This is a genomic window from Polaromonas sp. P3_A5 (genome assembly GCF_056403055.1).
On the sequence record NZ_JBFUGF010000001.1, the window covers coordinates 1072604 to 1096623 of the forward strand.

A 24020-nucleotide genomic window follows, 5' to 3' on the forward strand; every position below is an offset into this window, starting at 1 on the left:
CGCACAGGTTCCTGGCTTCCTATATTCGAAGCAACTGCTTCTTCAGCGCCATCTTTTCCTTCTTGCGAAGGCTCGCTTCAGACTTGCGGTGTGAGCCGGCCTTACGCTGCGCCGCCGGGGCAACCAGCGGGTTGCGCGGCTTGGGCGCGGTCAGCTTGATCTTCAGCTTGGTCTTGCGGGCCGACGTCATGCCTTCTGCTGTTCAGGTTTGCGGCCCAGCTTGAGCAAGCCGGTTGACAGCGCGGTGCCGATCACAATCACCACGGCGCAGATCACCATCCACGCCGTCACATGCTCACCGAGGAAGATCACGCCGTAGATCACCGCAAACACCGGCACCAGGAAGGTGACCGACAGCGCGCGCGGCGGGCCGGCGTTTTCGATCAGGCGAAAAAACAGGATGTAGGCCAGCCCGGTGCAGACCACGCCTACGGCCAGCAGCGCCAGCCAGGCATGCGCGCCCGGCATCTGCGCCGGCCACAGCCAGGCGGCGGGCAGGGCCAGGCCGAGGGTTGCGCCAATCTGGCTGCCCGCCGCGGTGACCAGCGGCGGCATGCCTGACAGATAACGCTTGGTGTAGCTGGCGGATATGCCGTAGCAAATGCAGGCAAAGAGGCAGGCCAGCACGGCCCACCCTGGCGCTACGCCTGAAGCATCGGGCTTGAAGGTGGCTTTGTCCCAGGCCAGCATGGCTACGCCGGCAAAACCCACGAAGAGGCCCAGCACGCGTGAGGCATTGGGTTTGTCTTTCAGCCAGAGCCAGGCCACCAGGGCGCCGAACATCGGCACCGTGGCATTGAGGATGGCCGACAAGCCGGTGGTGATGGACAGCAGGGCAAACGAAAAGCACGCAAACGGGATGCCCGAATTCAGTATGCCGATGAAGAAAATCCGTTTCCAGTTTTTCTTCAGGTCAGGCAACAGGCCGCGCAACCATACGATGGGCAGCAGGAACAGCGCCGCAATGCCCACGCGCACTGCGGCGGTGGGCAGGGGACCGAACTCCACCGTGCTGATGCGCATGAAGAGAAAGGAAGAGCCCCAGATGGCCGCCAGCATCACAAAATCGGCAGCCCAGTTTTTGGGCTTGGTGAGGGCCGCACCCACCGGCGCGGCGATAACGGAGGGACTGGAACTCACAGCGTGCTCTCCTGAAGTGCGCCTTCGAGTTTAAGCAAGGCGGTTTTGCGGTGCAGGCCGCCTGCGTAGCCTGTGAGTGAGCCATCGGAGCCCAGCACCCGGTGGCAGGGCACGATCACGCTGACCGGGTTGCGCCCGACTGCTGCGCCCACGGCGCGCACGGCTTCCGGCTTGCCGATACGCTGGCTCACCTGGCCGTAGCTGAGGGTGCCGCCCTGCGGGATGGCCAGCAGCGCTTGCCACACCGACTGCTGGAAGGCCGTTCCGTGCCCCAGGTCCAACGGCAGGTCAAATTCGGTGCGTGTGCCGGCATAGTATTCCGTGAGTTGCTTGATGGTCTGCTTGAGCACCGGGTGGTCCGGGTCTTCGCGCCACACATAAGGTTTCACGAGTTGCGGCGGCAGGTGACGCTGGCCGGCAAACCAGGTGCCGGCCAGGCCTTTGTCAGTCGCGGCAATGATCATTTCCCCCAAGGGGCTGTGGAAGGTCGTCTGGACGATGGAGTTGTCGAATTTCATCTTGTTCACCTTTGAATGGTTTCGAGTTTCTGCCTTATGAGGTCCTTTTTGGGCCTGAATAGGCGGCTTAAGCTGACTTGTCTCTTTTGCGGGCAAAGACTGGCTCGATCATTCACCGGCGATGTTCGCGCCAAGGCGCTGGACCGTCCAATGAAATCGAGGCGCTGCATTCATTCCCCGAACGCATGAATCGCCATGTCGTCGCTGTTGCGCCGTCAGCCGGGACGCTCCAGCGTGCCGCTCCAGGCGCGGATCACCGCGTAGCTGCGCCAGGGTTTCCATGCATCCGAGGCCAGTTCAGCCTCCCGTGCCGGGTTCTTTTTTTCCTGCACACCCAGTGCCTTGTGCAGCGCCACATCGCCTGAAGGAAACGCATCGGGCCAGCGCAATGCCCGCATGGCAATGTATTGCGCCGTCCAGTCACCGATGCCGGGCAACCCTTTCAGCGTAGTCACCGTCGTGTTGATGTCGGCGCCACTGTGCAATTGAAGGCGTTTTTCTGCCACTGCTTGCGCGATTCCCACGATGGCGGCCTGGCGCTGCCTGACGATGCCCAGTTGCCCGAGCGCGTCGCCGCTGACCGCGGCCAGCACGGCCGGTGCGGGGAAAAGGCGCGTTAGCTGCGGCCACGGTGTTTCCACCCGTTCGCCAAAACGGTCCACCATGCGCTGCGCCAGCGTGCGTGCGGCGGCCACGGTGATCTGCTGGCCCAGCACGGCGCGCACCGCCAGCTCGTAGCCATCCAGCGCGCCTGGCACTCGCAGGCCGTCGCCTTCGGGGAAACTATCGTGCAGTACGCTGTTGATGGTGGCCGGATCAGCGTCCAGGTCAAAGGTGGTGCGCACGCGGCGTATCACCAGCGGCAACACTTCGCGCAGCGAATCGCTGACGCGCAGCACCAGCTGCGAACGGCTTTCGTCAAAGCTTGCGAGCAGCCAGCCGGCATGCAGCTTGCCGCCCGACTCGATGCTGAAAGTCCGGCGCAGAGCGGGCTGCGCAGCGTCCGCGTCAATGAATTCAATGGCGCTGATGCAGCGCTTGCTGAAGAAGGCCAGCATGGCCTGCACGTCATAGGGCGGGCGGTAGCCCAGCCGCACGATGACGCCTTCACCCACCTCGCCGACCCGGGCCGGGCCCTGGCGTCGCAACTGCGTGGGGTTGAGTTTGTAGTGCTCCACAAAGGCAGCATTAAAGCGCCGCACGCTGGCAAAACCGCTGATCAGCGCAATCTGCGTGATGGGCAGATTGGTGTCGGCCAGCAATTGTTTGGCGGTGTGCAGCCGGTGCGTCTGCAGGTATTGCATGGGCGAGACCCCGAACTGTGCCTCGAAAATCCGCCGTACGTGACGGTCGCTCACGCCCAGCTTGGCAGCCAGCTTTTCTACAGAAGGTGCTTCCTCGGTCCACACCTCGGGCTCATCCAGCAGGCGCGCCGCCTGGTGCGCCAGGATGTATGACGCATCCTGTATTGACCACACCACGGAATGCGGCGCCAGCTCGGGCCGGCAGCGCAGGCAGGGACGAAAGCCCGCGCTCTCGGCCTGGGCCGCGTGGTGAAAGAAGCGGCAGTTTTCGCGTTTGGGGGTTTTCACGCTGCAGACCGGACGGCAATAGATGCCGGTGGAGGTCACACCGGTGAAAAAACTGCCGTCAAACCGGGCGTCCCGCGCCTTGAGGGCGAGGTAGCAGTCGTTGTCGGCAAGAGGGGTGGTTTCGCGGTTCATGAGGGAAATGATACGCCGCAGCAGGCTGTTGACTAGCCGTTTCCGGACATGTCTCTTTGGCCGAAAAAGCCTTCAAAATTCCTGTCCAGGCTAGCCGTTTTTCGCCTCGTTGGAGACCGGTTAGATACCACTTTGCCGAAGCTTTCCATAGTCTGAACGGGCCCCCTGGAAACGGTGGCGGCCTACAGTTCGCGAAAGGACCGCCCCCTACAATCAAACCCATCAAATTGAAGGATCTCGCCGATGCAAATCAACCCGTCCATCTTCAAGGCCTACGACATCCGCGGTGTCGTGCCCTCCACCATCCATGAGGAAATGGCCGAGGCGCTGGGCAAGGCTTTTGGCATGGCGGCGCTGGCCGAAGGTGAGAAATCCGTGGCGGTAGGCCGTGACGGGCGCCTCAGCGGGCCATCGCTCAGTGCGGCGCTGATGCGCGGCCTGGCCGCGGTGGGGCTGGAAGTGATCGACGTCGGCATGGTGACCACCCCCATGCTGTACTTTGCGGCCAGCACCCTCACGGCTTCCGGTATCCAGGTCACAGGCAGCCACAACCCCAAGGACTACAACGGCTTCAAGATGGTGCTGGCAGGCCGCGCCATTTATGGCGAAGAAATCCAGGCGCTGCGCCGCGCGATGGAAGGCGAGACATGGGTGTTGCCGTCCCAGGCCGGTGCCATTCGCCAGGTCGATGTCGAAACGGCCTACCGCGACCGCATCGTGTCCGGCATCAAGCTCGAGCGTCCGCTCAAAATCGTTATCGACTCTGGCAACGGCATAGCCGGCGCTTCGGCGCCTGCGATCTTTCGTGCGCTCGGCTGCGAGGTGACCGAACTCTTCAGCGAGGTGGACGGCAATTTCCCCAACCACCACCCCGACCCCAGCAAGCCCGAAAACCTGCAGGATTTGATCAAGGCCCTGCAAAGCGGCAAGGCCGAACTGGGCCTGGCCTTTGACGGTGACGGCGACCGCCTCGGCATCGTGACCAAAGACGGCCAGAACATTTACCCCGACCGGCAGATGATGCTGTTTGCCCGCGACGTGCTCTCGCGCGTGCCGGGCGGCACCATCTTGTTCGACGTGAAATGCTCGCAGCGCCTGGCGCCCGAGATCGAGGCAGCCGGCGGTGTGCCGCTGATGTACAAGACCGGCCATTCGCTGATCAAGGCGAAGATGAAAGAAGTCGATTCGCCGCTGGGCGGCGAAATGAGCGGCCATATCTTCTTCAAGGAACGCTGGTACGGCTTTGACGACGGCACTTACGCCGGCGCGCGCCTGCTGGAAATTTTGAGCCGCGTGCCCGACGCCGGCATTGTGCTCAATGCCCTGCCTACCAGCTTCAGCACGCCCGAACTTAACGTGGCCTGCAAGGAAGGCGAGCCGCACACGGTGGTGGAGGCCTTGATCAAATCCGCGAAATTCGCGGCGCCCGCAAAAATCTCGACCATCGATGGCGTACGCGTTGACTGGCCCGACGGCTTTGGATTGATCCGTGCGTCCAACACCACGCCGGTGCTGGTGCTGCGCTTTGAGGGCCACACCCAGCAGGCACTGGAGCGCATCGAGGCCGACATGCTGACCTTGTTACGGAGCGTGAAGCCCGGCGCCAGCTTCGCTGCCGCCGCTCACTAGGCCCACCCCCGTCCAAGCTCACTACGTGTAGCTTGTTCCCCCCTCAAGGGGGCGGCGCCTGGGGCCGGCAAAGCCGGACCCTCGGCCCCCACTGGTGAAATACCCCCCGTTAGTTACGCCCATCGGACTCTTCAAGCCAGCGGGTGCCGCGGAACCGGCTTTGCCGGGCCGCAGGCGCAGTCCCCTGCAAGGGGAAAAGGGCTACACGCAGTGAGCCCGATAGGGGTGTGCCAATTTTTCGGCTTTGCCGGGCCACAGGCGGGCGGCCCCCTCGGGGGGCAGCGACCCACACGAAGTGGGGGAGCGTGGGGGTCTAAAATGCTTCATGAAAATTTTGCTGGTCAAGCTGTCCTCCCTCGGCGATGTGGTGCACACCCTGCCGGTGGTGCGGGACATCCATGCCGCGCTCCCGGACGCGCAGATTGACTGGGTAGTGGAAAAGGCCTTTTCCCCCTTGCTGGCGCGCCACAAAGGTCTGCACCGGGTGATTCCCTGTGAGATCCGGCGCTGGCGCAAATCATTCTGGACACTGGCCACGCGAAACGAATGGCGTGCCTTCCAGCGCGACCTTCAACGTGAAGCCTATGACGCCGTCATCGACCTGCAGGGCTTGACCAAGTCGGCGCTGGTGGCGCGGCTTGCCACGGTGGCGCCCGGCGGCAAGCGCTATGCCCTGGCCAACCAGACCGAGGGCTCGGGCTATGAGGCGCCTACCCGCTGGATGGCCGACGTGGCCATCACCCTCCCACCGCATATTCACGCGGTGCAGCGCTCGCGCGAGCTGGCGGCGCGTGCGCTGGGCTACACCCTGAAAGGCGCACCGGATTTTGGATTAAAAATGCCTGCAGCCCATGAGGGACGGGCGCAAGCAGCTCCTGAAAAGATAGCACCTGCAGCGTCGAAAGGCCGGGTGGTGCTGGTCCACGGCACCTCGCGCGCCGACAAGGAGTGGCCGCTGGATCACTGGATCACTCTGGGGCGGCGCCTCCATGCGGCCGGCTACCCGGTGGCACTGGCGCACGGCAACGCACACGAGCTGGCCACCAGCCAGGCCATTGCGCAGGCGCTGGCCAAAACCGCCGCGGACATCGCCCTGGTGCTGCCGCTGCTGCCGCTTGACGCGCTCACTGAAGCGCTGGCGCAGTGCGCCGGTGTCATTGGTGTCGATAGCGGTGTCAGCCACATTGCCGTGGCACTGGATTTGCCGCATGTGCAGATCTACAACTTCGACACGGCGTGGCGCACCGGCCCCGGCACCCTCGGCCACGGGGGGCGGCAGGTCAGCGTGTTTGCGCGCCCGGTACCCACGGTGGAAACCGTCTGGCAGGCCTGGCTGGCTTGCTGGGCGGTGAGCAGCCCCGCAAGCGCCGGCGGGGCGAAATGAGCGCGCTGGCCCTGAAACTTTATTCGCTGCTGATGTGGCTGGGCCAGCCGCTGCTGCGCCGCAAGCTGGCGCGCCGCGGCAGGCAGGAGCCCGGCTACCTTCAGGCGGTGCAGGAACGGTTTGGCCACTACACCCAGCCGGTGGAAACCGCCTCTGAGCTGGTCTGGCTGCATGCCGTTTCGCTCGGCGAAACACGCACTGCGGCCATGCTGCTCAAGGCGCTGCGCGCGCAACACCCCGGCTTGCGTATTTTGCTGACGCACGGTACGGCCACGGGGCGCGCCGAGGGCGTGGCCCTGCTGCAGCCCGGCGACGTGCAGGTGTGGCAGCCCTGGGACAGCCCAGGCGCAGTGGCGCGGTTTTTTGATCACTTCAAACCACGCCTGGGCTTGCTGATGGAAACCGAGATCTGGCCCAACATGGTGGCCGCAGCCCAGACGCGTGCCATGCCGCTGGTGCTGGTCAATGGCAGGCTGTCTGAAAAGTCCCTGCAGCAGGCGTTGAAAATGTCGCCGCTGTCGTTTCCGGCTTACGCGGCGTTGTCTGCGGTGTATGCCCAGACCGATGACGACGCGCGGCGCTTTCGCCAGGCCGGCGCTGCGGTGAGTGGCGTGTTTGGCAACCTGAAGTTTGATGCCTCTCCTGACGACGCCCAGCTGGAAAAAGGCAAGGTCTGGCGCCGGGCGCTCGGGCTGCCGGTGCTCATGTTTGCCAGCTCGCGTGAAGGCGAAGAGCAGGAGTTTTTAAAGCAATTAAGTGCTACAGCCCAATCTGAACAAGCGCAGACAGCTATCAATTCTGTAGCGAATGAATCGCGGGAAGAAGCGCACAAGGAGGGGCCGGGAAGCCAGTTCAGGGTGTTGCTGGTGCCGCGCCACCCGCAACGGGTCAACGAGGTGGAGGCGCTGGTGCAGCAACACGGCCTGCGTGTCTCGCGCCGCTCGCACTGGCCCGAGGCGGCAAGCGGCCCGGCCGTGAACGACGATGCCTTGCAGGCGGATGTATGGCTGGGCGACTCACTGGGTGAAATGGCGCTGTATTACGCGATGAGCGATGTCGCGCTGCTGGGCGGCAGCTTCGCGCCGCTGGGCGGGCAAAACCTGATCGAGGCGGCTGCCTGCGGCTGCCCGGTCGTGATGGGCCCCCATACCTTCAACTTCACCGAAGCCGCCGAGCTGGCCATCGAGGCCGGTGCAGCCCGGCGCGTGGTGGACATGGAGCAAGGCGTGCGCGCCGCGAGAAAGCTCATCGATAAACCCGAAGCACGCGCTGCCGCGGTGGCCGCCGGGCTGGCTTTCGCCGACAGCAACCGCGGTGCGACGGTGAAGACGGTGGATGCGCTCCAGACCTATTTAAGTGGCTTTAACGGCACCTAGGCCGCCTGGTCGTCAATGAGCTCCAACAGCTCAATTGCACTTTTGGCGCGCGCATCCGTGCCGTTAGCGAGTGGTGCAATGCGGTGGCGCATTGAGTGGATGAACGCATTGAGTGTTGCTTTGACCGAGGCTCCAAGATATGTGTCGTAACCTTTTTCAGGGACGAATGAGCCACCAAGATCTATTAATGACTCCATAACTGCTCGCTGCGCCCACTCTTTCCCCTTCATGAGAATCTGTTCAATCTCCGGAAGGACACCCAAGACGACCGGATAGTACGTACCCCTGTGGTTGTTTCCAGTTGCCCAGAGAAGCGCATCGTAGGCGTCATTTGCGGTCGATTCGTCGTATGCATTCCAGAGCGCGTCGAGCGCGGCTTCCACGCTACCGGCAGCGTTGGAGTCCGGCTGGGGAAAGTGATCGAGATCGAGCGGCTTCATGGCTGTTTTGGTGGTCCAGCGATTGACATCAACACGGGGGCAAGTGACGTTTTGCTGAAAGGCGTTCGTTCGATGGCCTAGCGCTTGCCCAGCACCTGATGACAAGTGCAATTTCCCCACGCATAAAGGCGCAGGTGATGCGCCCAGTCGCGCAGCGTGGCCCAGGCGCCGCCGGTCGCCACTTCATACGGCGTCAGGCCAAACATGCCCAGGCTGATGGAGGGCTCCACTGACACCACCGAGTGCCAGGTTCGCTTGGGGATGAACAGGGCATCGCCGGCTTCAACGCGGGCGTGGTAGCCATGGGCTTTTTCGAAGGAGGCGAGTTCGCGGACTTGCTCAGGCAGGCGCGAGACGTTGACGTCGCTCAGCGTGGCACCCCAGTCGTATTTGGCGGCCGGGCACATGTGCTGGCGCTGGTCGGGTGAGAAAAGGATGAACTCCTTGACGCCCTGGAGCTGCACAAACCAGTTGTGCGGGAAGTCGTTGTGCAGTCCGGTCACGGTATTGGCCGGGCCCATGAACACATATTCCCAGGTCATGCGGCCGGGCCACAGGCTCTTGATGAGCAGGTCGCGCCGCAGTTCGGGGTATTTTTCGAGAATGTCCCACTGCGCCAGGTACAAGGTCGTCGGCTTGAACGACTGCATGTGGGCCCAGTTCAGGTGAAAGCGCTCGCCGGGTTTGTAGCTGTCCCGCACCGGCTTGGGCAGCAGGCCGGCCATGGGGTCCGGCGTGCGTTGCGCCGACTTGCCGAGTTCCCGCAGGTAGGGCGCGACCGGAAGGAAGGGGCGGCCCTTGGTCACGCCCTGTTCGACCAGGCCATCGGTGAACTTGACCGGCACCTCGGCGCCCTTGCCGGCACAGACGTCGGCGAGGAATTCAAACGACCATTTTTTCCAGGCCGGCCAGTGATGGATGCCGCCCTTGACCAGCACGGGTTTGTCAAACGGTTGCTGGCGGCCCGCGCGCTTGAGTTCTTCCCAGGTGGTTTCCTCGATCAGCTCGAAGCTGGGGCCTTTGGGGATGTGTACCGGCGCATCGGTCACGCGTTCAGCCTCTATCGGCAAGGGCAGGGGATTGTGTGCGGGCATCAACATGGAAATTCTGGCCCCGGGCCGGGCCTTTGTTGGAGTGTTGTGAAGCGTACCGCGATTTACCTGGCCAGCAGTGCGTTGATTTTTTGCAGGTCTTCCGGTGTCAGCGTGCCATTGGCCTGGCGCAGTTTCAGGTCGCCCAGCAGCACGTCGTAGCGCGCCTTGGCCAGGTCGCGTTTGGTCTGGAACAGCTGGCTCTGCGAGTTGAGCACGTCGATGTTGATGCGAACGCCGACCTGGTAACCCAGCTTGTTGGCATCCAGTGCGCTCTGGCTTGACAGCTCGGCGGCTTCCAGCGCTTTCACCTGGCCCTGGCCCGACTGCACGCCGAAAAACGCGGTGCGCGTGGCCTGGGCCACGGTGCGGCGCGCACCTTCAAGGTCGCTTTGCGCCTTGTCTTTCAGCGAGAGTGTTTCGCGCACGCGGTTTTGCGTCGCAAAACCGGCGAACAGCGGCACGTTCAGCACCACACCGATGGTGGTTGTGTTGGTGCGAAAGGCAAACGGCGGGATGGTGGTGGCCGTGCCCGACGGGTTGCGCGTCACGTTATAGCTGGCCGTCGCGTCCAGCGTCGGCTTGTGGCCGGCTTCGGCTTTTTGGACTTCCAGATCGGCGATCTCCAGCCCGCTTTGGGCCAGGCGGATATTCGGGTGCACTGCTTCGGATTGCTGCACCCAGGTATTCACATCGGCGGGTTCTACGGCCGGCAAATTGACGGGCGCGAGCAAGGGCTTGGGTTGCGTTTCGGGTTTCCCGACCAGCGTGTCCAGCGCGATCTTCTTGACGCGCAAATCGTTTTCGGCGGCGATCTCCTGGGCGATGACCAGGTCGTAGCGTGCCTGCGCCTCGCGGGTGTCGGTAATGGTGGAGGTACCCACTTCAAAGTTGCGCTTGGCCGACGCCAGTTGCTCGGCCACTGCGGCTTTTTGCGCCCGGACAAACGTCAGCGTGTCCTGCGCGGCCAGCACGTCGAAGTACGCCTGGCTGGTGCGCACGATCAGGTCCTGGTTGGCGGTTTCGAGTTGCGCCTGGGACTGCTCGACCTGCCGGGATGCCTGCTGGTAGGTGGCCCAGTTGGCCGGGCGGTACAGCGGCTGCGAAAGGTTGAGCGTGGCGTTTTGCGTATTGAAGCTGCGGTCTATCACCGGTGCGGTGTTTTCAAAACTGGTACGCGACGCGCCCGCCGAGATGCCGGCTGTCGGCAAGATGCCGGCCTTGGCCTGGGCGGCCCTGGCGAGGTTGGCGTCGTACTGGAGTTTGGCGGACTGGTAGGCAGCGTCGAAGGCGCGGGCCGACTCATACAGCTCCACCAGGCTCTGGGCCTGCGCGGCCGGGGCCGCCATCATCAGCGCCGCAGTGACGGCGATCGACAGGGGCAACATCGACAGGCGTAGCGCCGGCGGTTTCTTGGGCGTGGTCATAAAGGTCCTGAGGAATGAGTGAATCGGCGATGTGGAGATGAGTACGGTGTGCAGCGGCGGCAAAGGTCAGTACACAGGGACCGACGGGTCCACCTGCTGCGACCAGGCGTCAATGCCGCCCTGCAGATTGACGACCTCGGTGAAGCCGCTTTGCGTCAAAAAGTTGGCCACCTGCAGGCTGCGCATGCCGTGGTGGCAGAGGCAGGCGATCGGCTGGCCGGTGCCGGCTCCGATTTCCTGCAGCTCAGCCAGGCGCGTGGGTATTTCCCGCATCGGGATGTGCACCAGCCTGAAGCCGTCCTCCTTGACCGAGGCCGTCTGCAGTTCCCAGGGCTCGCGCACGTCCAGCACCACAGGCAGGGCGGGCGCGCCTTCCCCGGCGTTGTTGCGCCACTCGGCGAAGTTGGCGGGGCTCAGTTGGGGAATCATGGTCGGCTGTCCTGCGTTGGAATGCGTGCTTGGCGTTGGTGAAGTCGTGTACGGCGCCCAGGCTCAGAAGCTGAATTTCGAAGGTTCAGGGAAATTCAGCAGGCGTGGCGCCACGGTGTCCCAGGCCTGGGTGGTGCGCCAGGCGTCTTCGGCCACGCGTGTGACCAGGGTGGCGCGCATCATCGGCTCAAAGCCCACGATGGCGCTCAGGCGGCCGCCCACCTTGAGCAGGGACAGCAGCGAAGCCGGTACTTCGGCGACCGAGCCGCTGAGCACGATCACGTCAAACGGTCCACGAAGCGGGTCGTTGCTGGAAACGGCCTGGGCGATTTTTGCGGCGCCGTCGCCGGTGCGCACTTCGGCGTTGTAAAGGCCCGCCCTTTGCAGGTTGTCGCGTGCGGTCTGCGCCAGCTTGGGGTCGATCTCCAGCGTGATCACCTGCTGCGCGCGGTGGGCCAGCAGTGCGGCCATGTAGCCGGAGCCGGCGCCGATTTCCAGAACCTTTTCATGTTTTTGCACGGCCAGTTCCTGCAGGATGCGGGCTTCCACCTTGGGCGCCAGCATGCACTGGCCGAGCCCGCTGCCCAGCGGGATTTCCATGTCGACAAAGGCCAGTGCCTTTTGGGCGGCCGGCACAAAGTCTTCGCGCTTGACCACGGCCAGCAGGGAAAGGACCTGGTTGTCCAGCACTTCCCAGGGGCGGATTTGCTGCTCAATCATGTTGAATCGGGCTTGTTCGTAGTTCATGGCGGACCTGTAAGTTGGCGAAATGGGGGAGGGTGAGCTGTACACGAGATAAACCTTTGATTTTAACGGTCGCCCATGACGGCGGCCGGCGTTGCAGCAGGCATGTCCGCGGGGTCTTGCGGCGGTGTTTTGGGGCCGAATTTGCGCTTGAACCACTGGCCCAGGTCGTCCAGGTAGCAATACGTCACCGGCACCACCACCAGGGTCAGCAGCGAAGAGGTGATGACACCGCCGATCACGGCCTGGCCCATGGGCGCACGCTGCTCCGAGCCCTCGGTCAGGGCAAAAGCCAGCGGCACCATGCCGAAAATCATCGCCAGCGTGGTCATCAGGATGGGGCGCAGCCGCACCTTGGCGGCGTGCAGCAGCGCATCGCTGCGGTTCATGCCCGGAACGCGGTGGCCATCCACGTCGACCTGGTCGGCACGCATGCGAATGGCAAAGTCCACCAGCAAAATGGCGTTCTTGGTGACCAGGCCCATCAGCATCACCACACCGATGATGGAAAACATCGAGAGCGTGGAGCGGAACAGCAGCAGGGCCAGCACCACACCGATCAAGGTCAGCGGCAGCGAGGTCATCAGCGCCATCGGCTGCAAAAAACTCTTGAACTGGCTGGCCAGGATCATGTAGATGAACAAAATGGCCATCACCAGTGCCGACACCGCGTAGCCAAAGGATTCGGCCATGTTCTTGGTGGAGCCGCTGAACTGGTAGCGATAGCCGGGCGGAAAGCTGAAGTTTTCCAGCGCGGCCTTGATGTCGTTCGACACCTCGCCGGCCGAGCGGTTGTAGACGTTGGCGTTGATCGCGACTTCACGCGCCATGTCGCGCCGGTTGATCTGGTTGGGCCCGGTGGATTCCTTCACGGTGGCCACCTGGTTGAGCCGTACCATGTGCGCGGCGCCGTCGGCGCTGCTGCCGGGCGTGCTCATGAAAGGCAGGCGCTCCAGGTCTTGCGGCGCGTTGCGTGCATCGGGCGCCAGGCGCACGTTCACGTCGTAGGTCTGGTCGTCGGGCGCGCGCCAGTTGCCTACCGTCTGCCCGGCCACCAGGGTGCGCAATGAGGCAGCGATCTGCGACACCGACAGGCCCAGGTCGGAGGCTGCGTCGCGCCGCACATCAATTTCAATCACCGGCTTGTCGGCCTTGACGCTGGAGTCCAGGTCCACCAGGCCGGGGATGCCGCGGATCTTGTCGTTGATGGCGCGCGTGAGGCGTTCCAGCTCTTTCAAATCCGTCCCCTGCAGCGAGAACTCCACCTGCTTGTTGCCGCCCACCGCGTCGAGCAGCCCGACGTGCGTCACGGTGATGCCTGGCACCTGCTTGAGGCGTTCGCGCAACACGCCCGACATTTCGTCGACGCTGCGGGTGCGTGCCTTGCGGTCCACCAGGCGCACGTAAATGCTGGCGTACATCTTGCCCTGGGCGTTGCCGGTGTTCAGGGTGGCCAGCGTGTACTTCACTTCGGGGAATTCGCGGATGATGGCTTCCACCTGTCGCGCCTTGGCTTCGGTGGTTTCCAGCGACGAACCCACCGGCGTGTAGAAATTGAGTGAGGTTTCCGAGAAGTCGGCCTTGGGTACGAACTCGGTGCCGAGCAGCGGCACCATGAAAATGCTGGTGATAAAAATCACCACAGCCAGGGCCAGGGTGGCCAGCTTGTGGCCCAGCGACCAGCGCAGGATTCCCTGGTAGCTGTTGCTCAGCGAGTCGGTGGCGTGGTCGAACCAGCCGGTGACGCGGCCTATGGTCTTGTCGTAGAAAGTGACGGGCGCATGGCGTTTGCCGTGCGCTTCGATGGAAGGGTCGTGCCAGATGCTGGAGAGCATCGGGTCCAGCGTGAAACTCACGAACATCGAGATCAGTACCGCCGCCACGATGGTCACGCCGAACTCGTGGAAGAACTTGCCGATGATGCCGCCCATGAAGCCAATCGGCAGGAACACCGCCACGATGGAAAAGGTGGTGGCCAGCACGGCCAGGCCGATCTCCTGCGTGCCGTCCAGCGAGGCCTGGTAGGGGCCCTTGCCCATCTGCACATGCCTCACGATGTTCTCGCGCACCACAATCGCGTCGTCGATCAGCAGGCCCACACACAGCGACAACGCCATCAGCGTGATCATGTTGATGGTGAAGCCGAACAGGTTCATGAACAAAAAGGTGCCGATGATGGAGATCGGCAGCGTGAGCCCGGTGATCACCGTGGAGCGCCACGAGTTCAGGAAGAGGAAAACAATCAGCACCGTCAGCAGCGCGCCTTCAATCAGCGTGCGGCGCACGTTTTCCACCGCCACGCGAATCGGCCGCGAGCCGTCGGTGATCAGCTCCAGCCGGGCGCCGGGCGGCAGTTGCGGCTGGATGTCCTTGATGGCCTGATTCAGGCCATCCACCACGGCAATGGTGTTTTCGTCCTGCGCTTTTTGCACCGACAGCAGCAGCGTGCGCTGGCCGTTGTACAGCGCCAGGCTGTCGATCTCCTGCGCGCCGTCGGCAATGCGCGCCACCTGGTCCACCGTGACCGGCGCGGCGCCCTTGCGCGCCACGATGATCTTGCCGAAGTCTTCGGGGCGCTTCATGCGTGCATCGATCTTGACGACCCGCTCCTGCTGCAGCGAGCGGATGGCGCCCACCGGCAAATCCTGGTTTTCGTTGCGCACGGCATTGACCACCTGGTCGGCCGTGATGCCCAGCGACTCCATGGCCTGCGGATTCAGGTAGACGTTGATTTCGCGCTTGGTGCCGCCCACCAACGTAACGGAGCCTGCACCGCGTACGTTCTCCAGGCGCTTTTTCAAGACCTGGTCGGCCCAGTTGGTCAGCTCCACGGCCGACATGGCATTGCCGCTTTGGGCATTGGGCAACACCGCAACGGACCAGATCGCCCGGCTTGCCGGGTCGAAGCGCAGCACGCGCGGCTCTTTCACTTCGTCCCGAAAGTTGGGGCGTATGGCGGCGATTTTTTCGCGCACATCTTCGGCGGCGCGGCGCCCGTCGACGTAGAGCTGGAACTCCATGATGACGACCGACTGGCCTTCGTAGCTGCGCGAGGTCAGCGCGTTGATGCCGGCGATCGAGTTGACGCCTTCTTCAATTTTTTTGGTGACTTCGCTTTCAACGATCTCGGGCGAAGCGCCCGGGTATTCGGCGGTGATGACGACCACCGGAAAGTCGATGTTGGGGAACTGGTCGACGCGCATGCGCTGGTACGAAAACAGCCCCAGCACCACGATGGCCAGCATGACCATGGTGGCGAACACCGGGTTCTTGAGGCTGACCTGCGTGAACCACATGCGCGCGAGTCCTCAGGGCGCCGGCTTGGCCGGTGCACTGGCTGCTTGCGCCGCAGCCGGAAGTTGTGTGAAGCGCACCTTGGTGCCCTCACGCAATGCGCCGATCTCGCCGCGAATCACCACCGCGCCGTCGGCCAGGCCCTTGACGGCGACCACGCTGTCTTTGCCGGCGGTGCCGCGAGCGCCCAACTCGACGCTCTTGTGCACCACCAGGTCGTTTTCCACCGCTTGCACATAAGGCGTGGGTTTGTCGGTGCGCACGGCGCTGACCGGCACCGACAGCAGCGAAGCACTGGCCGTGCCCAGCGTGCCCTGCGCAAACAGCCCCTGGCGCAAGGGTGGCGCGCCGGCGTCGCCTGCTGCGCCCGGGTTGTCGATGCTGAGGTAAGCCATCACGCTGCGGCTGCCGGCCTGCGCCGTGGGATTGATGCGCACCACTTTGGCCGTGACGGGCTGGCGGCTGCCTTCAATCTGCAGCTGTGCGGTCTGGCCCACACGCACGTCCATGGAGTCGGTGGCGCTCAAGGTGGCTTCCAGCTCGAGCCGGCTCAGGTCCACCACCTCGACGATTTTGGTGTCGATGCCCACGCGCTCACCGGGTTGGGCAAGGCGCTGCGACACCTGGCCGGAGATGGGGGCTTTCAGGATTGTGTCGTCCACCGATTTGGCCGCGACCTCGGTGGCAGCCATCGCCGCCTTGTAGGTGGATTGCGCGGCGTTGAGGTTGGCCAGCGAGGTATCGAGCGCGGTCTTCGAGATGAAACCCTGGTCAACCAGCGCCTTGTTGTTGTCGTACTGGCGCTGCACCACATCCACCTGTGCCTTGGCCGACTCGGCCTGCTCGCGGGCCTGGCGCACGCGTGACTGGTATTCGGTGGCGTCGATGCGCGCAATCACCTGGCCGGCCTTGACCACGTCGCCTTCGCGAACCGTGAGGCCCTGCAGCTCGCCGGCCACGCGCGCCTTGATGACGGCGGAGTTGACGGCCTTGAGCGAGCCCGACACCGGCAGCCCCTGAACCACGTCGCGCGTTTGCGCCTTGACCACATCGGTGGCGGCCAGTTCGACCTGCCCCATGTCCTTGACGGCGGTGCTTGCGGCAAGCGCCTGTTGCTGGGCCTTGCGTGCGGACAGCGCACGCAGCACGCCGCCCGCGATGAGCAGCACGATGAGTCCGGCGACCCCCCACTTGACCCATCGCTTCATGCTGCGGCTTTCCTGTTGGACTGTGCGGCGGCGCCGGCCGGTGCGGAGATGCCGTTCAGGATGGTTTCCACCTGGAAGGCGATGTATTTTTGCGGATCCAGGTCTGCGTCGCTGCTGATGCAGATGCCGGCGGTGTGCCTGGACAGGATCAGGAAAATCATCGGAGCGACCACCAGGTAAACCGCATAGTCCAGGTCCATGGGCCGGAACTCGCCGCGGTCCATGCCGCGTTGCAGGATGCTGCGGATCAGCCCGTGGCCCGGCATGATGACTTCTTGCTGGTAGAAGGCCGCGATGTCGGGGAAGTTCTTGGCCTCGCTCATCATCAGCTTGGTCAGGCCCGAGGCGCGCGTCAGGCCCACGCGCTCCCACCAGCTGTTCATGCAGTAAGCCAGCAATTCAGGGGTGGTGCCTTCAAAGGTGTCCAGCTCGGCGCGCCATTCCGTGAAGCGGCCCGAGATGTTTTCGCGCACCACGGCCTTGAACAGTTCTTCCTTGCTCTGGAAGTAAAGGAACAATGTGCCTTTCGATACCCCTGCGCGGGCGGCCACTTCTTCGGCGCGGGTGGCGGCAAAGCCTTTTTCCACGAACAGGTCAAGCGCGGCGTCCAGCAGTTCGCCGGGGCGTGCTTCCTTGCGGCGCTCGCGTTTGGCTGCGACCGCGGAGGTTTTGTCGCAAAATAATTTGGAAAGTGACATAGTTACTGACTGACTGGTTAGTAATATATCTGCTTACTTTCCGACCGTCAACCAAAACCGCCTAGGCTACACCGAGGCGGGGGAGCCGGTAGTGCCCTGAAAGGTAAACCCGCGGTAAAGCAGCCGGGTCTGCCGCGGGCCCAGGCGAAAGGGGCCCGCGAGAGGCCGGCTGTCTAAACAGGCGTGAACCGACCGACCATCAGCGCCAGCCATTCGCGCAGTACCTGCTGCGACACCATAAGGCCCGATGCGGAAGGTACCCATTCCATCAGGTCGTGCTGTGCCGGCTGCACCTGACCCATGGGGGCGGGCGTCACCGTCAGGCCGGCACGCTCAAAAGCCCGGACAGCGCGCGGCATGTGCCAGGCGTCGGTGACCAGCGCGATGCGCTGCACACCGCTTTGCTGCAGCAGCGGCGCCAGCAGGCGGGCATTGCCCCAGGTGTCGCGCGACTGGGCTTCGTTCCAGCGCAGCGTCATGCCGTAGTCCTGCTGCACCATGCGTGCGGCCACCACGGCTTCGGAATCGGTCTGTGCGCTGCTGGCCGCCCAACCCATGCCGCCGGTAAAGGCCAGCGGCAAGCCCGACTGCCGCGCCAGCCACACACCGTAGCGCAACCGCGCCGCTGTGTGCGCGCCTGGCTGGCTGCTGCCGTATTCAGCTGCTTCAGGCAGCACGCCGCCGCCCAGCACCACGATGGCCTGCACCTTGTGGGCCTTGAGGTTGGCCACCGGCATGGCGGCAAACTGCGGCAGCACGGTGCGCGCCAGCCATACGGCCGTGCCGTGGCAGCTGAGCAGCGCCAGCAGCAGCACCGAAAAGGTTGCCAGCGCCAGCCCGGCTTTTTTATTACGCCAGGCCAGCACCAGGCCCAGCAAGGCCAGCAACAGCAGCAAGGCTGGCGGGAGCGCCAGGCTGGTGAGCAAAGGCTTGAGCGCGCCGAATTCCATGCGTTGTATTTATTTGCTATGAAAAATATAGCTGCTTGCGCACGTCCTGATTGGGTTGGAGCCCTGAAAGGTCATCAATAAAAGGCTTGCAGGCCGGTCTGGGCACGGCCCAGGATCAGCGCATGCACGTCGTGCGTGCCTTCGTAGGTGTTCACCGTTTCGAGGTTGATCATGTGGCGGATCACATGGTATTCGTCATGGATGCCGTTGCCGCCGTGCATGTCGCGCGCCAGGCGGGCGATGTCCAGCGCCTTGCCGCAGCTGTTGCGTTTGATCAGCGAAATCATTTCCGGCACGGACTTGTCTTCGTCCATCAGCCGGCCCACGCGCAGGCAGCCCTGCAGGCCCAGCGTGATCTCGGTCTGCATGTCGGCGAGCTTCTTTTGAATCAGCTGGTTCTGCGCCAGCGGACGGCCGAACTGCTGGCGGTCCATGGTGTACTGGCGGGCGCGGAACCAGCAGTCTTCCGCCGCGCCCAGAGCGCCCCAGGCGATGCCATAGCGCGCCTTGTTCAGGCAGCCGAAGGGGCCCTTCAGGCCGCTCACGTTGGGCAGCAGGTTGGCCTCGGGCACAAACACGTCGTCCATCACGATCTCGCCGGTGATCGAGGCGCGCAAGCTCATCTTGCCTTCGATCTTGGGGGCGGAAAGGCCCTTCATGCCCTTCTCAAGCACGAAGCCGCGGATGCTTTCCTGGCCGCCGACCTTGCCGTCGGGGTCTTCAAGCTTGGCCCAGACGATGAACACGTCGGCGATCGGGCTGTTGGTGATCCACATCTTGGCGCCCTTGACGATGAAGCCGCCGTCGACAGGCTTGGCGCGCGTCAGCATGCTGGCGGGGTCGGATCCGTGATTGGGCTCGGTCAGGCCAAAGCAGCCGACCCATTCACCAGTGGCCAGCTTGGGCAGGTATTTTTGTTTTTGCGCTTCGCTGCCATAGGCGTTGATCGGGTGCATGACGAGCGAGCTCTGCACGCTGATGGCGCTGCGGTAGCCGCTGTCGACGCGTTCCACCTCACGCGCGACCAGGCCGTAGCTCACGTAATTGAGGCCGGCGCAGCCATAGCCTTCAATGGTGGAGCCCAGGAAACCCATGGCGCCGGCTTCGTTCATGATTTCGCGGTCGAACTTCTCGTGGCGTGCGGCCATCAGCACGCGGGGCTGCAGTTTTTCCTGGCAGAAAGCGTGGGCGGCGTCGGCAATGGCGCGCTCGTCTTCGCTCAGCTGCTCCATAAAGAAAAACGGGTCTTGCCAGTTGAATTGGGTTTTCATGGGTTGTCTCCGAAAAAGGTGGCTTGGTTTGCAGTGTAGGGCGCGTGGCTGGGATGCCCGCGGGCAGCTCGATTGTTTGACAAGCATGAATAGTTGTCTAATATCAAATATCGATCCAACGATATAAAAAACATATTCATGGATGGCTCATGGAATTTCGTCACCTCCGCTATTTCCTTGTCCTGGCCGAAGAGCTGCATTTCGGCCGGGCGGCCCGGCGCCTGTCGATTTCCCAGCCGCCGCTGTCGCTGAACATCCAGCAGCTTGAAGCCTCGGTCGGCGCCAAACTGCTCACGCGCAACAGCAAATCGGTGCAACTCACCGCCGCCGGGCAGGCCTTTGTGCCGGCGGCGCGCGCCTTGCTGGATCAGGCCGCGCAGGCGGCTGGCCATGCACGCGACGTGGGGCAGGGCATGGCCGGCAGCCTGGCCATCGGCTTTTCAGGAACCATGTTGTACAGCGGCCTACCCAAGATCCTGGAGCGCTTCCAGGCCGAACACCCGCTGCTGCGCCTCACGCTGAAGGAACTCAACTCCAGCGAGCAGTTGATCGAGCTGGCGCATGACCGGCTGGACCTCGGCTTTGTGCACACCACACGCGTGCCGCCCGAGTTGTCGCAGGTGCTGGTGTCCAGCCAGGCCTTTGTCGGTTGCCTGCCCGCGGGGCACGCGCTGGCGCGAAAGCGTTCGATATCGCTGCAGCAGTTACAGGGCGAACCCTTTGCCGTGGTGTCGCGCACCGTCTCGCCCGACTACCACGAACGCATCCTGGCAATCTGTACTGAAGCCGGTTTTTACCCGGAGATCCGCTACGAACTGCGGCATTGGCTCAGTGTGGTGTCGCTGGTGTCGCAGGGTATGGGCGTGGCGCTGGTGCCGGCTGCGCTCAGGCAGTCGGCCATGGCGGGGGCGGCCTTTGTGCCGCTGGATGCCGCCACCACACCTTATGAAACGCATTGCCTCTGGAAAACCGCACGCGACCACCAGGCGCTGGCCGCGTTTGTGAAGGCGGTGCGCGCAATCGCCCCGGCGGCGAAGGCATGAAGATTCCATCCCGCCCAGGTGCCCTGGCGAATGACCTTGGTAAAAGTATGTCCACCGCTGGGGACGTAAAGCTGTCACCATGGGGCAGTTCATAGTCTTCAGGAGAACGGCATCAACCCGTATATCTGGTGTGCGGTGGGTGCCCTTCTCGGCGGAGCTGCCTGCCTGCTCGCGGGCACCCGCGAAAAAATCCTCATCCTCGAAAGTATCGGCGTCGGCATGTTCGGCGCTTTCATCGGCGGCGACTTCGTGGCTGCCCTGCTCAGCAAGGGCGCCACCAACGACAAGGTCTTCAGCATGGGTTCGCTCGGCCTGGCTGTGGCCGGCGGGCTTGTGGCGCTGGCCCTGCTGCGGCTGATGCGCCGTGCAATCGGCCCCCAGCACGTCACCAAAGGCCCGCGCCGGCGCGACTGAACCGGACGCTTTCCAGTTCGCTTCAGGGGCAATGTGTGGGCCTCTCCGCGGGCCTGCAGGCCGCGGCGTAAGATTGCCGCTCCCCGTACGACCAACGGATTTCAGCGGAGATTTCCATGCCTTCTTCCCCCCAAACCATCACGCTCGGCGGCGGCTGCTTCTGGTGCACCGAGGCGGTGTACGTCAAGGTGCGCGGTGTTACCGACGTGGAGTCGGGCTACAGCAACGGCCAGGCCGCACGGCCCAGCTACGAAGAGGTCTGCACGGGCCGCACCGGCAGCAACGAGGTCGTCAAGCTCACCTACGACCCGGCCGACATCACGCTGCGCGAGATCCTCGAAATTTTCTTCGTCATCCACGACCCGACGAGCCTGAACCGCCAGGGCAACGACGCCGGCACGCAATACCGCAGCGGCATCTATTACTCGACGCCGGAGCAGAAGGCGGAGATCGACGACTTCATCCGCCAGGTCAGCCAGGATAAAACCTTTGGCAAACCCATCGTCACCGAAGTGCTGCCGCTCGAAAACTACTGGCCCGCCGAGTCCTACCACCAGGACTATTTCGAAAACAACCCCAACCAGGGTTACTGCGCGTTTGTGGTCGGCCCCAAAGTCGACAAATTCCGCAAGACCTTTGCGTCACGTGTGAAGGATTGAATGGATGGTTGCGGTCGCTATCAAATAAATAGCTGCTGGCGCAGTTCAGTATTGGGCTGCGGCCACTTTTGATACTGAGAAATCGTGTTTTTGGCGGCTTTGGCCGTCTGAAACCAACCTTTTCGGGTTTTCAAACGGGTTTTAGCCCGTTTTGACGCAAAAAAGCCCTTCGTTTAACCATAAAATTGGCCTGCAAGCCAATAGGGGTAGGCGCAAGCAGCTATTAAATAGATAGCAATGTCGGCACCTTGCGGCAAGCCGTAGCCACCCCGCAACGGCGCTGGCCCGGCCCATCCGCGCTCAAACCCGCCGCTGCGCGAAATAGAACCACTCCTGGCCCACTTCGCCTCGTGGATTCGGAAACACCACAAAGCCGTCCGCCGGTGCGGCAACAGGTGCGCCGCCATTTCGCGTGCCAATCGCCTCGCCGGCTTTCACGGCGTCGAAGCTGCGCCACTCGCGCGTGAAGGTGTCGCCCGCATGCTCGCGGTCCACCACGTCAACGAGCCGCAGGATCTCGCGCGTCATCGGCACCGGTGCGGGCTTCTGCGTAATCAGCCCCAGCAGGCCCAGCGTCTGCTGAATTGCATGCCGCGCCACCTGCACCGCCTGCGGGTCGTCATGCTGGCCGCATTCCAGCGTCACGCCGTAGCCGCCGCGTGAACGCATGTATTCGGTCGTGCCCACGCCGTAGTTCGGGTCGGTCACCAATGTCTGCGCGCGGGCGCCTCCCGCAGCGCCCGCAGCCGTTGCCGCGCGCCGCTGCACGCCCCGGGCGTACGTCTCCAGCCAGCCTTCCACGATCCGGTGCGGCCCGGTGTGCAGCGCCAGCTGCATTTCTTCCGCGGCATGGTCAAAGGGCTCCAGCGCCCCCGTGTTGTTTTGCGGGCCAATCATCACAAACGGCGCGCCGCCCGTGTGAAAAGAGTGCAGGTCCAGCAGCACATCATGCGCATCCAGCAGCGGGCACAGCACGTTCGCGATGCGGTCCTCAAAGTCCTGGGGAATCGCACTCGGCGCCATGTTGCGGTTGAGGTTGCGCTCACCCATGCGCTGCTTGAGCCGGTAGGCCAACGGGTTGGTCACGGGCACAAAAGTCACGGTGCCGCGCTCTATGCCGAGCTGGCCGCTGTCGATTTCTTCCTGCAGCTGCGTGATGGCACGCGTGCCGCAGGTCTCATTGCCGTGCACGGCGCCGGTGACCAGCAGGTGCGGGCCGGGTGCGAGGCCGTGATAGGTGTGGCTGCGCAGGTGGGTGGGGTGTGGGGTAGGGGTGGAAGTCATGGGGTGTGCACCGCTGGGGTGATGGACGTGGATGGCGTTGATGGCTTGGTTATACAGCGGTTTGTGGGGAGACTGAAGCGCTTTGCGGGCTGGCCCTCATGTGTTTGGGGGATGGCACGGAGGGGCTTGAGGCCTATCATCGTGCGGTGCCTTCATTCATAACTTATCCTGCCGCACAAGCACTCACAGAAAGCCACTATGAAGAAAGCTGTCGTTGTCGTTGGCCCGCATTTCAGCGGCAAAAGCAAAACGATCAAGAAGTACTTCAAGCCGCTAATCGGTTTGTCCGGTAATCAACGGACCTTCACTCTGCATAACCAAACTGGAGTCGTGCTGGCGCAGAGCATAGAAGAAAAGCGTCTTGGTCGCGTTCTCTCTCAGTCCATTGAAGAAAAGCGGATCACCAATGTTGGGGAGTTCCTTTCGAAATATCTATCTTGCCAATGGCTTGTACTGGCCGCACGACCAGAAATCGAGCGAGGTTCGCACTACAAGGAAATCGTGGCAATCCTGAAGCGCAATCGATTTGATGTGCTTACCGTTGAAGTTAGTGCCGACAAGCCGGAATCCTTCTATAAGCAGCAAGCCCGAAAGATGTTTTCCCACCTCTCCTAGTACTGGATTTGATGTCGGTACTCAGCACCTCCGAATTGGAAGCTCTTACCATGTTTTTGCAAGCTCCTACTGACAATGACGCCACTGCCCGCCTCTACAAAAGCGATGTAGAACAACAAGGCTTTGTGATGAACCTCAGTCGCTTGTGGGCATGGCGGCCTGAAGTGTACGAAGCCTTTGGCGCGCTGCGCACACAGCTCACGGGCAATTCGACTTTGTCTAACCGTGAGTTGGCGGTGATCGTTTGCGCCACCGCCGCCAGCCTGGGTGATTCTTACTGTGCCTTGGCCTGGGGCAAGAAGCTGGCCGGGGCGGCTGATCCGTCGGCCGCGGCGGCTGTCTTACAGGGTGTTGAAAACGCAGGCCTTACGGCGCGCGACCTGGCCCTGTCGGTATGGGCGCGCAAGGTGTCGCGTAACCCGAATGGCACCACGCCACAGGATGTTGAAGCGTTGCGCGCGGCGGGGTTTTCAGAGCGGGAGATTTTTGAGGCCACGGCCTTTGTGGCCTTCCGGGTGGCGTTCTCGACCATCAACGACGCACTGGGCGTGAAGCCGGATTGGCAGCTGGCCGCGGCAGCACCGGCGGAAGTCAATAACGCAGTGACGTACGGGCGCCCTGTGGCAGAGCGCGGCTAGGGTCTGATGTGGCGCCCTTTGCACCTATGGAATTCGCTTACTTT

23 protein-coding genes are annotated in these 24020 nt (G+C 63.1%); 8 read left to right on the forward strand and 15 right to left on the reverse strand.

Annotated elements, in window-relative coordinates:
* Window positions 1–19: 19 nt before the first annotated feature.
* The 4 genes from AC1DU8_RS05145 to AC1DU8_RS05160 all read right to left on the reverse strand — a co-directional run bounded on the left by AC1DU8_RS05145 (window position 20) and on the right by AC1DU8_RS05160 (window position 3382).
* Window positions 20–190, reverse strand: coding sequence for a hypothetical protein (locus AC1DU8_RS05145; protein ID WP_457279928.1), 171 nt, complete (start codon window positions 188–190; stop codon window positions 20–22).
* Window positions 187–1140, reverse strand: coding sequence for a DMT family transporter (locus tag AC1DU8_RS05150; RefSeq protein WP_477701837.1), 954 nt, complete (start codon window positions 1138–1140; stop codon window positions 187–189). The genes AC1DU8_RS05145 and AC1DU8_RS05150 overlap by 4 nt, the downstream gene beginning before the upstream one ends.
* A complete protein-coding gene (locus tag AC1DU8_RS05155; RefSeq protein WP_457279930.1) occupies window positions 1137–1658 on the reverse strand; it encodes a methylated-DNA--[protein]-cysteine S-methyltransferase in 522 nt (173 codons plus the stop codon). Before AC1DU8_RS05155 ends, AC1DU8_RS05150 begins: the two co-directional genes overlap by 4 nt.
* 215 nt (window positions 1659–1873) lie before the next feature.
* Entirely contained in the window at window positions 1874–3382 is a 1509-nt protein-coding gene (locus tag AC1DU8_RS05160) for a DNA-3-methyladenine glycosylase 2 family protein (protein WP_457279931.1), read from the reverse strand.
* A 243-nt stretch (window positions 3383–3625) separates the two neighbouring features.
* Here AC1DU8_RS05160 and AC1DU8_RS05165 point away from each other — a divergent pair, with 243 nt between their 5' ends.
* From AC1DU8_RS05165 to AC1DU8_RS05175, 3 genes are all read left to right on the forward strand, one after another.
* Window positions 3626–5011: a phosphomannomutase/phosphoglucomutase gene (locus tag AC1DU8_RS05165; protein ID WP_457279932.1), complete on the forward strand. Its 1386-nt coding sequence runs from the start codon at window positions 3626–3628 to the stop codon at window positions 5009–5011.
* Window positions 5012–5336: 325 nt separating this feature from the next.
* Window positions 5337–6395 (forward strand): lipopolysaccharide heptosyltransferase I, encoded by a 1059-nt coding sequence (gene waaC, locus AC1DU8_RS05170; RefSeq protein ID WP_477701836.1) that lies wholly within the window; start codon window positions 5337–5339, stop codon window positions 6393–6395.
* Window positions 6392–7771, forward strand: coding sequence for a 3-deoxy-D-manno-octulosonic acid transferase (locus AC1DU8_RS05175; RefSeq protein WP_477701835.1), 1380 nt, complete (start codon window positions 6392–6394; stop codon window positions 7769–7771). The genes waaC and AC1DU8_RS05175 overlap by 4 nt, the downstream gene beginning before the upstream one ends.
* Here AC1DU8_RS05175 and AC1DU8_RS05180 read toward each other — a convergent pair.
* The 10 genes from AC1DU8_RS05180 to AC1DU8_RS05225 form a co-directional block, all read right to left on the reverse strand.
* Complete coding sequence (locus tag AC1DU8_RS05180) at window positions 7768–8211, reverse strand: hypothetical protein (protein WP_457279935.1); 444 nt, start codon at window positions 8209–8211, stop codon at window positions 7768–7770. The genes AC1DU8_RS05175 and AC1DU8_RS05180 overlap by 4 nt on opposite strands.
* A gap of 77 nt (window positions 8212–8288) precedes the next feature.
* Entirely contained in the window at window positions 8289–9305 is a 1017-nt protein-coding gene (locus AC1DU8_RS05185; protein WP_477726517.1) for a cupin-like domain-containing protein, read from the reverse strand.
* 62 nt (window positions 9306–9367) lie between these two features.
* Window positions 9368–10729: a TolC family outer membrane protein gene (locus AC1DU8_RS05190; RefSeq protein WP_477726518.1), complete on the reverse strand. Its 1362-nt coding sequence runs from the start codon at window positions 10727–10729 to the stop codon at window positions 9368–9370.
* Window positions 10730–10795: 66 nt separating this feature from the next.
* Window positions 10796–11158: a rhodanese-like domain-containing protein gene (locus AC1DU8_RS05195; protein WP_477665565.1), complete on the reverse strand. Its 363-nt coding sequence runs from the start codon at window positions 11156–11158 to the stop codon at window positions 10796–10798.
* A 63-nt stretch (window positions 11159–11221) separates the two neighbouring features.
* Window positions 11222–11905, reverse strand: a complete 684-nt coding sequence (locus AC1DU8_RS05200; RefSeq protein WP_457279939.1) for a protein-L-isoaspartate O-methyltransferase family protein — start codon at window positions 11903–11905, stop codon at window positions 11222–11224.
* A gap of 62 nt (window positions 11906–11967) precedes the next feature.
* Window positions 11968–15198, reverse strand: a complete 3231-nt coding sequence (locus tag AC1DU8_RS05205; protein WP_477726519.1) for an efflux RND transporter permease subunit — start codon at window positions 15196–15198, stop codon at window positions 11968–11970.
* 12 nt (window positions 15199–15210) lie between these two features.
* The gene (locus AC1DU8_RS05210) at window positions 15211–16404 is read right to left on the reverse strand and encodes an efflux RND transporter periplasmic adaptor subunit (RefSeq protein ID WP_457279941.1); all 1194 of its coding nucleotides are present in this window, start codon (window positions 16402–16404) and stop codon (window positions 15211–15213) included.
* Entirely contained in the window at window positions 16401–17102 is a 702-nt protein-coding gene (locus AC1DU8_RS05215) for a TetR/AcrR family transcriptional regulator (RefSeq protein WP_457279942.1), read from the reverse strand. The genes AC1DU8_RS05210 and AC1DU8_RS05215 overlap by 4 nt, the downstream gene beginning before the upstream one ends.
* Before the next feature lie 173 nt (window positions 17103–17275).
* Entirely contained in the window at window positions 17276–18052 is a 777-nt protein-coding gene (locus tag AC1DU8_RS05220) for a YdcF family protein (RefSeq protein WP_457279943.1), read from the reverse strand.
* Window positions 18053–18126: 74 nt separating this feature from the next.
* Window positions 18127–19323: an acyl-CoA dehydrogenase gene (locus tag AC1DU8_RS05225; protein WP_457279944.1), complete on the reverse strand. Its 1197-nt coding sequence runs from the start codon at window positions 19321–19323 to the stop codon at window positions 18127–18129.
* A 149-nt stretch (window positions 19324–19472) separates the two neighbouring features.
* Between AC1DU8_RS05225 and AC1DU8_RS05230 the strand changes: the two genes are divergently transcribed.
* The 3 genes from AC1DU8_RS05230 (at window position 19473) to msrA (ending at window position 21439) form a co-directional block, all read left to right on the forward strand.
* Window positions 19473–20366, forward strand: a complete 894-nt coding sequence (locus tag AC1DU8_RS05230) for a LysR family transcriptional regulator (RefSeq protein ID WP_457279945.1) — start codon at window positions 19473–19475, stop codon at window positions 20364–20366.
* Between the two features lie 135 nt (window positions 20367–20501).
* A complete protein-coding gene (locus tag AC1DU8_RS05235) occupies window positions 20502–20780 on the forward strand; it encodes a hypothetical protein (protein WP_457279946.1) in 279 nt (92 codons plus the stop codon).
* A 116-nt stretch (window positions 20781–20896) separates the two neighbouring features.
* Window positions 20897–21439, forward strand: coding sequence for a peptide-methionine (S)-S-oxide reductase MsrA (msrA, locus tag AC1DU8_RS05240; RefSeq protein ID WP_457279947.1), 543 nt, complete (start codon window positions 20897–20899; stop codon window positions 21437–21439).
* Window positions 21440–21739: 300 nt separating this feature from the next.
* Here msrA and AC1DU8_RS05245 read toward each other — a convergent pair whose 3' ends face one another.
* Complete coding sequence (locus tag AC1DU8_RS05245; RefSeq protein WP_477726520.1) at window positions 21740–22723, reverse strand: M14 family metallopeptidase; 984 nt, start codon at window positions 22721–22723, stop codon at window positions 21740–21742.
* A gap of 198 nt (window positions 22724–22921) precedes the next feature.
* Here AC1DU8_RS05245 and AC1DU8_RS05250 point away from each other — a divergent pair, with 198 nt between their 5' ends.
* Both AC1DU8_RS05250 and AC1DU8_RS05255 read left to right on the forward strand, forming a co-directional pair.
* Window positions 22922–23338, forward strand: a complete 417-nt coding sequence (locus tag AC1DU8_RS05250; RefSeq protein ID WP_477726521.1) for a hypothetical protein — start codon at window positions 22922–22924, stop codon at window positions 23336–23338.
* A gap of 128 nt (window positions 23339–23466) precedes the next feature.
* Entirely contained in the window at window positions 23467–23976 is a 510-nt protein-coding gene (locus tag AC1DU8_RS05255) for a carboxymuconolactone decarboxylase family protein (RefSeq protein WP_477726522.1), read from the forward strand.
* The last annotated feature ends 44 nt before the right edge of the window (window positions 23977–24020 follow it).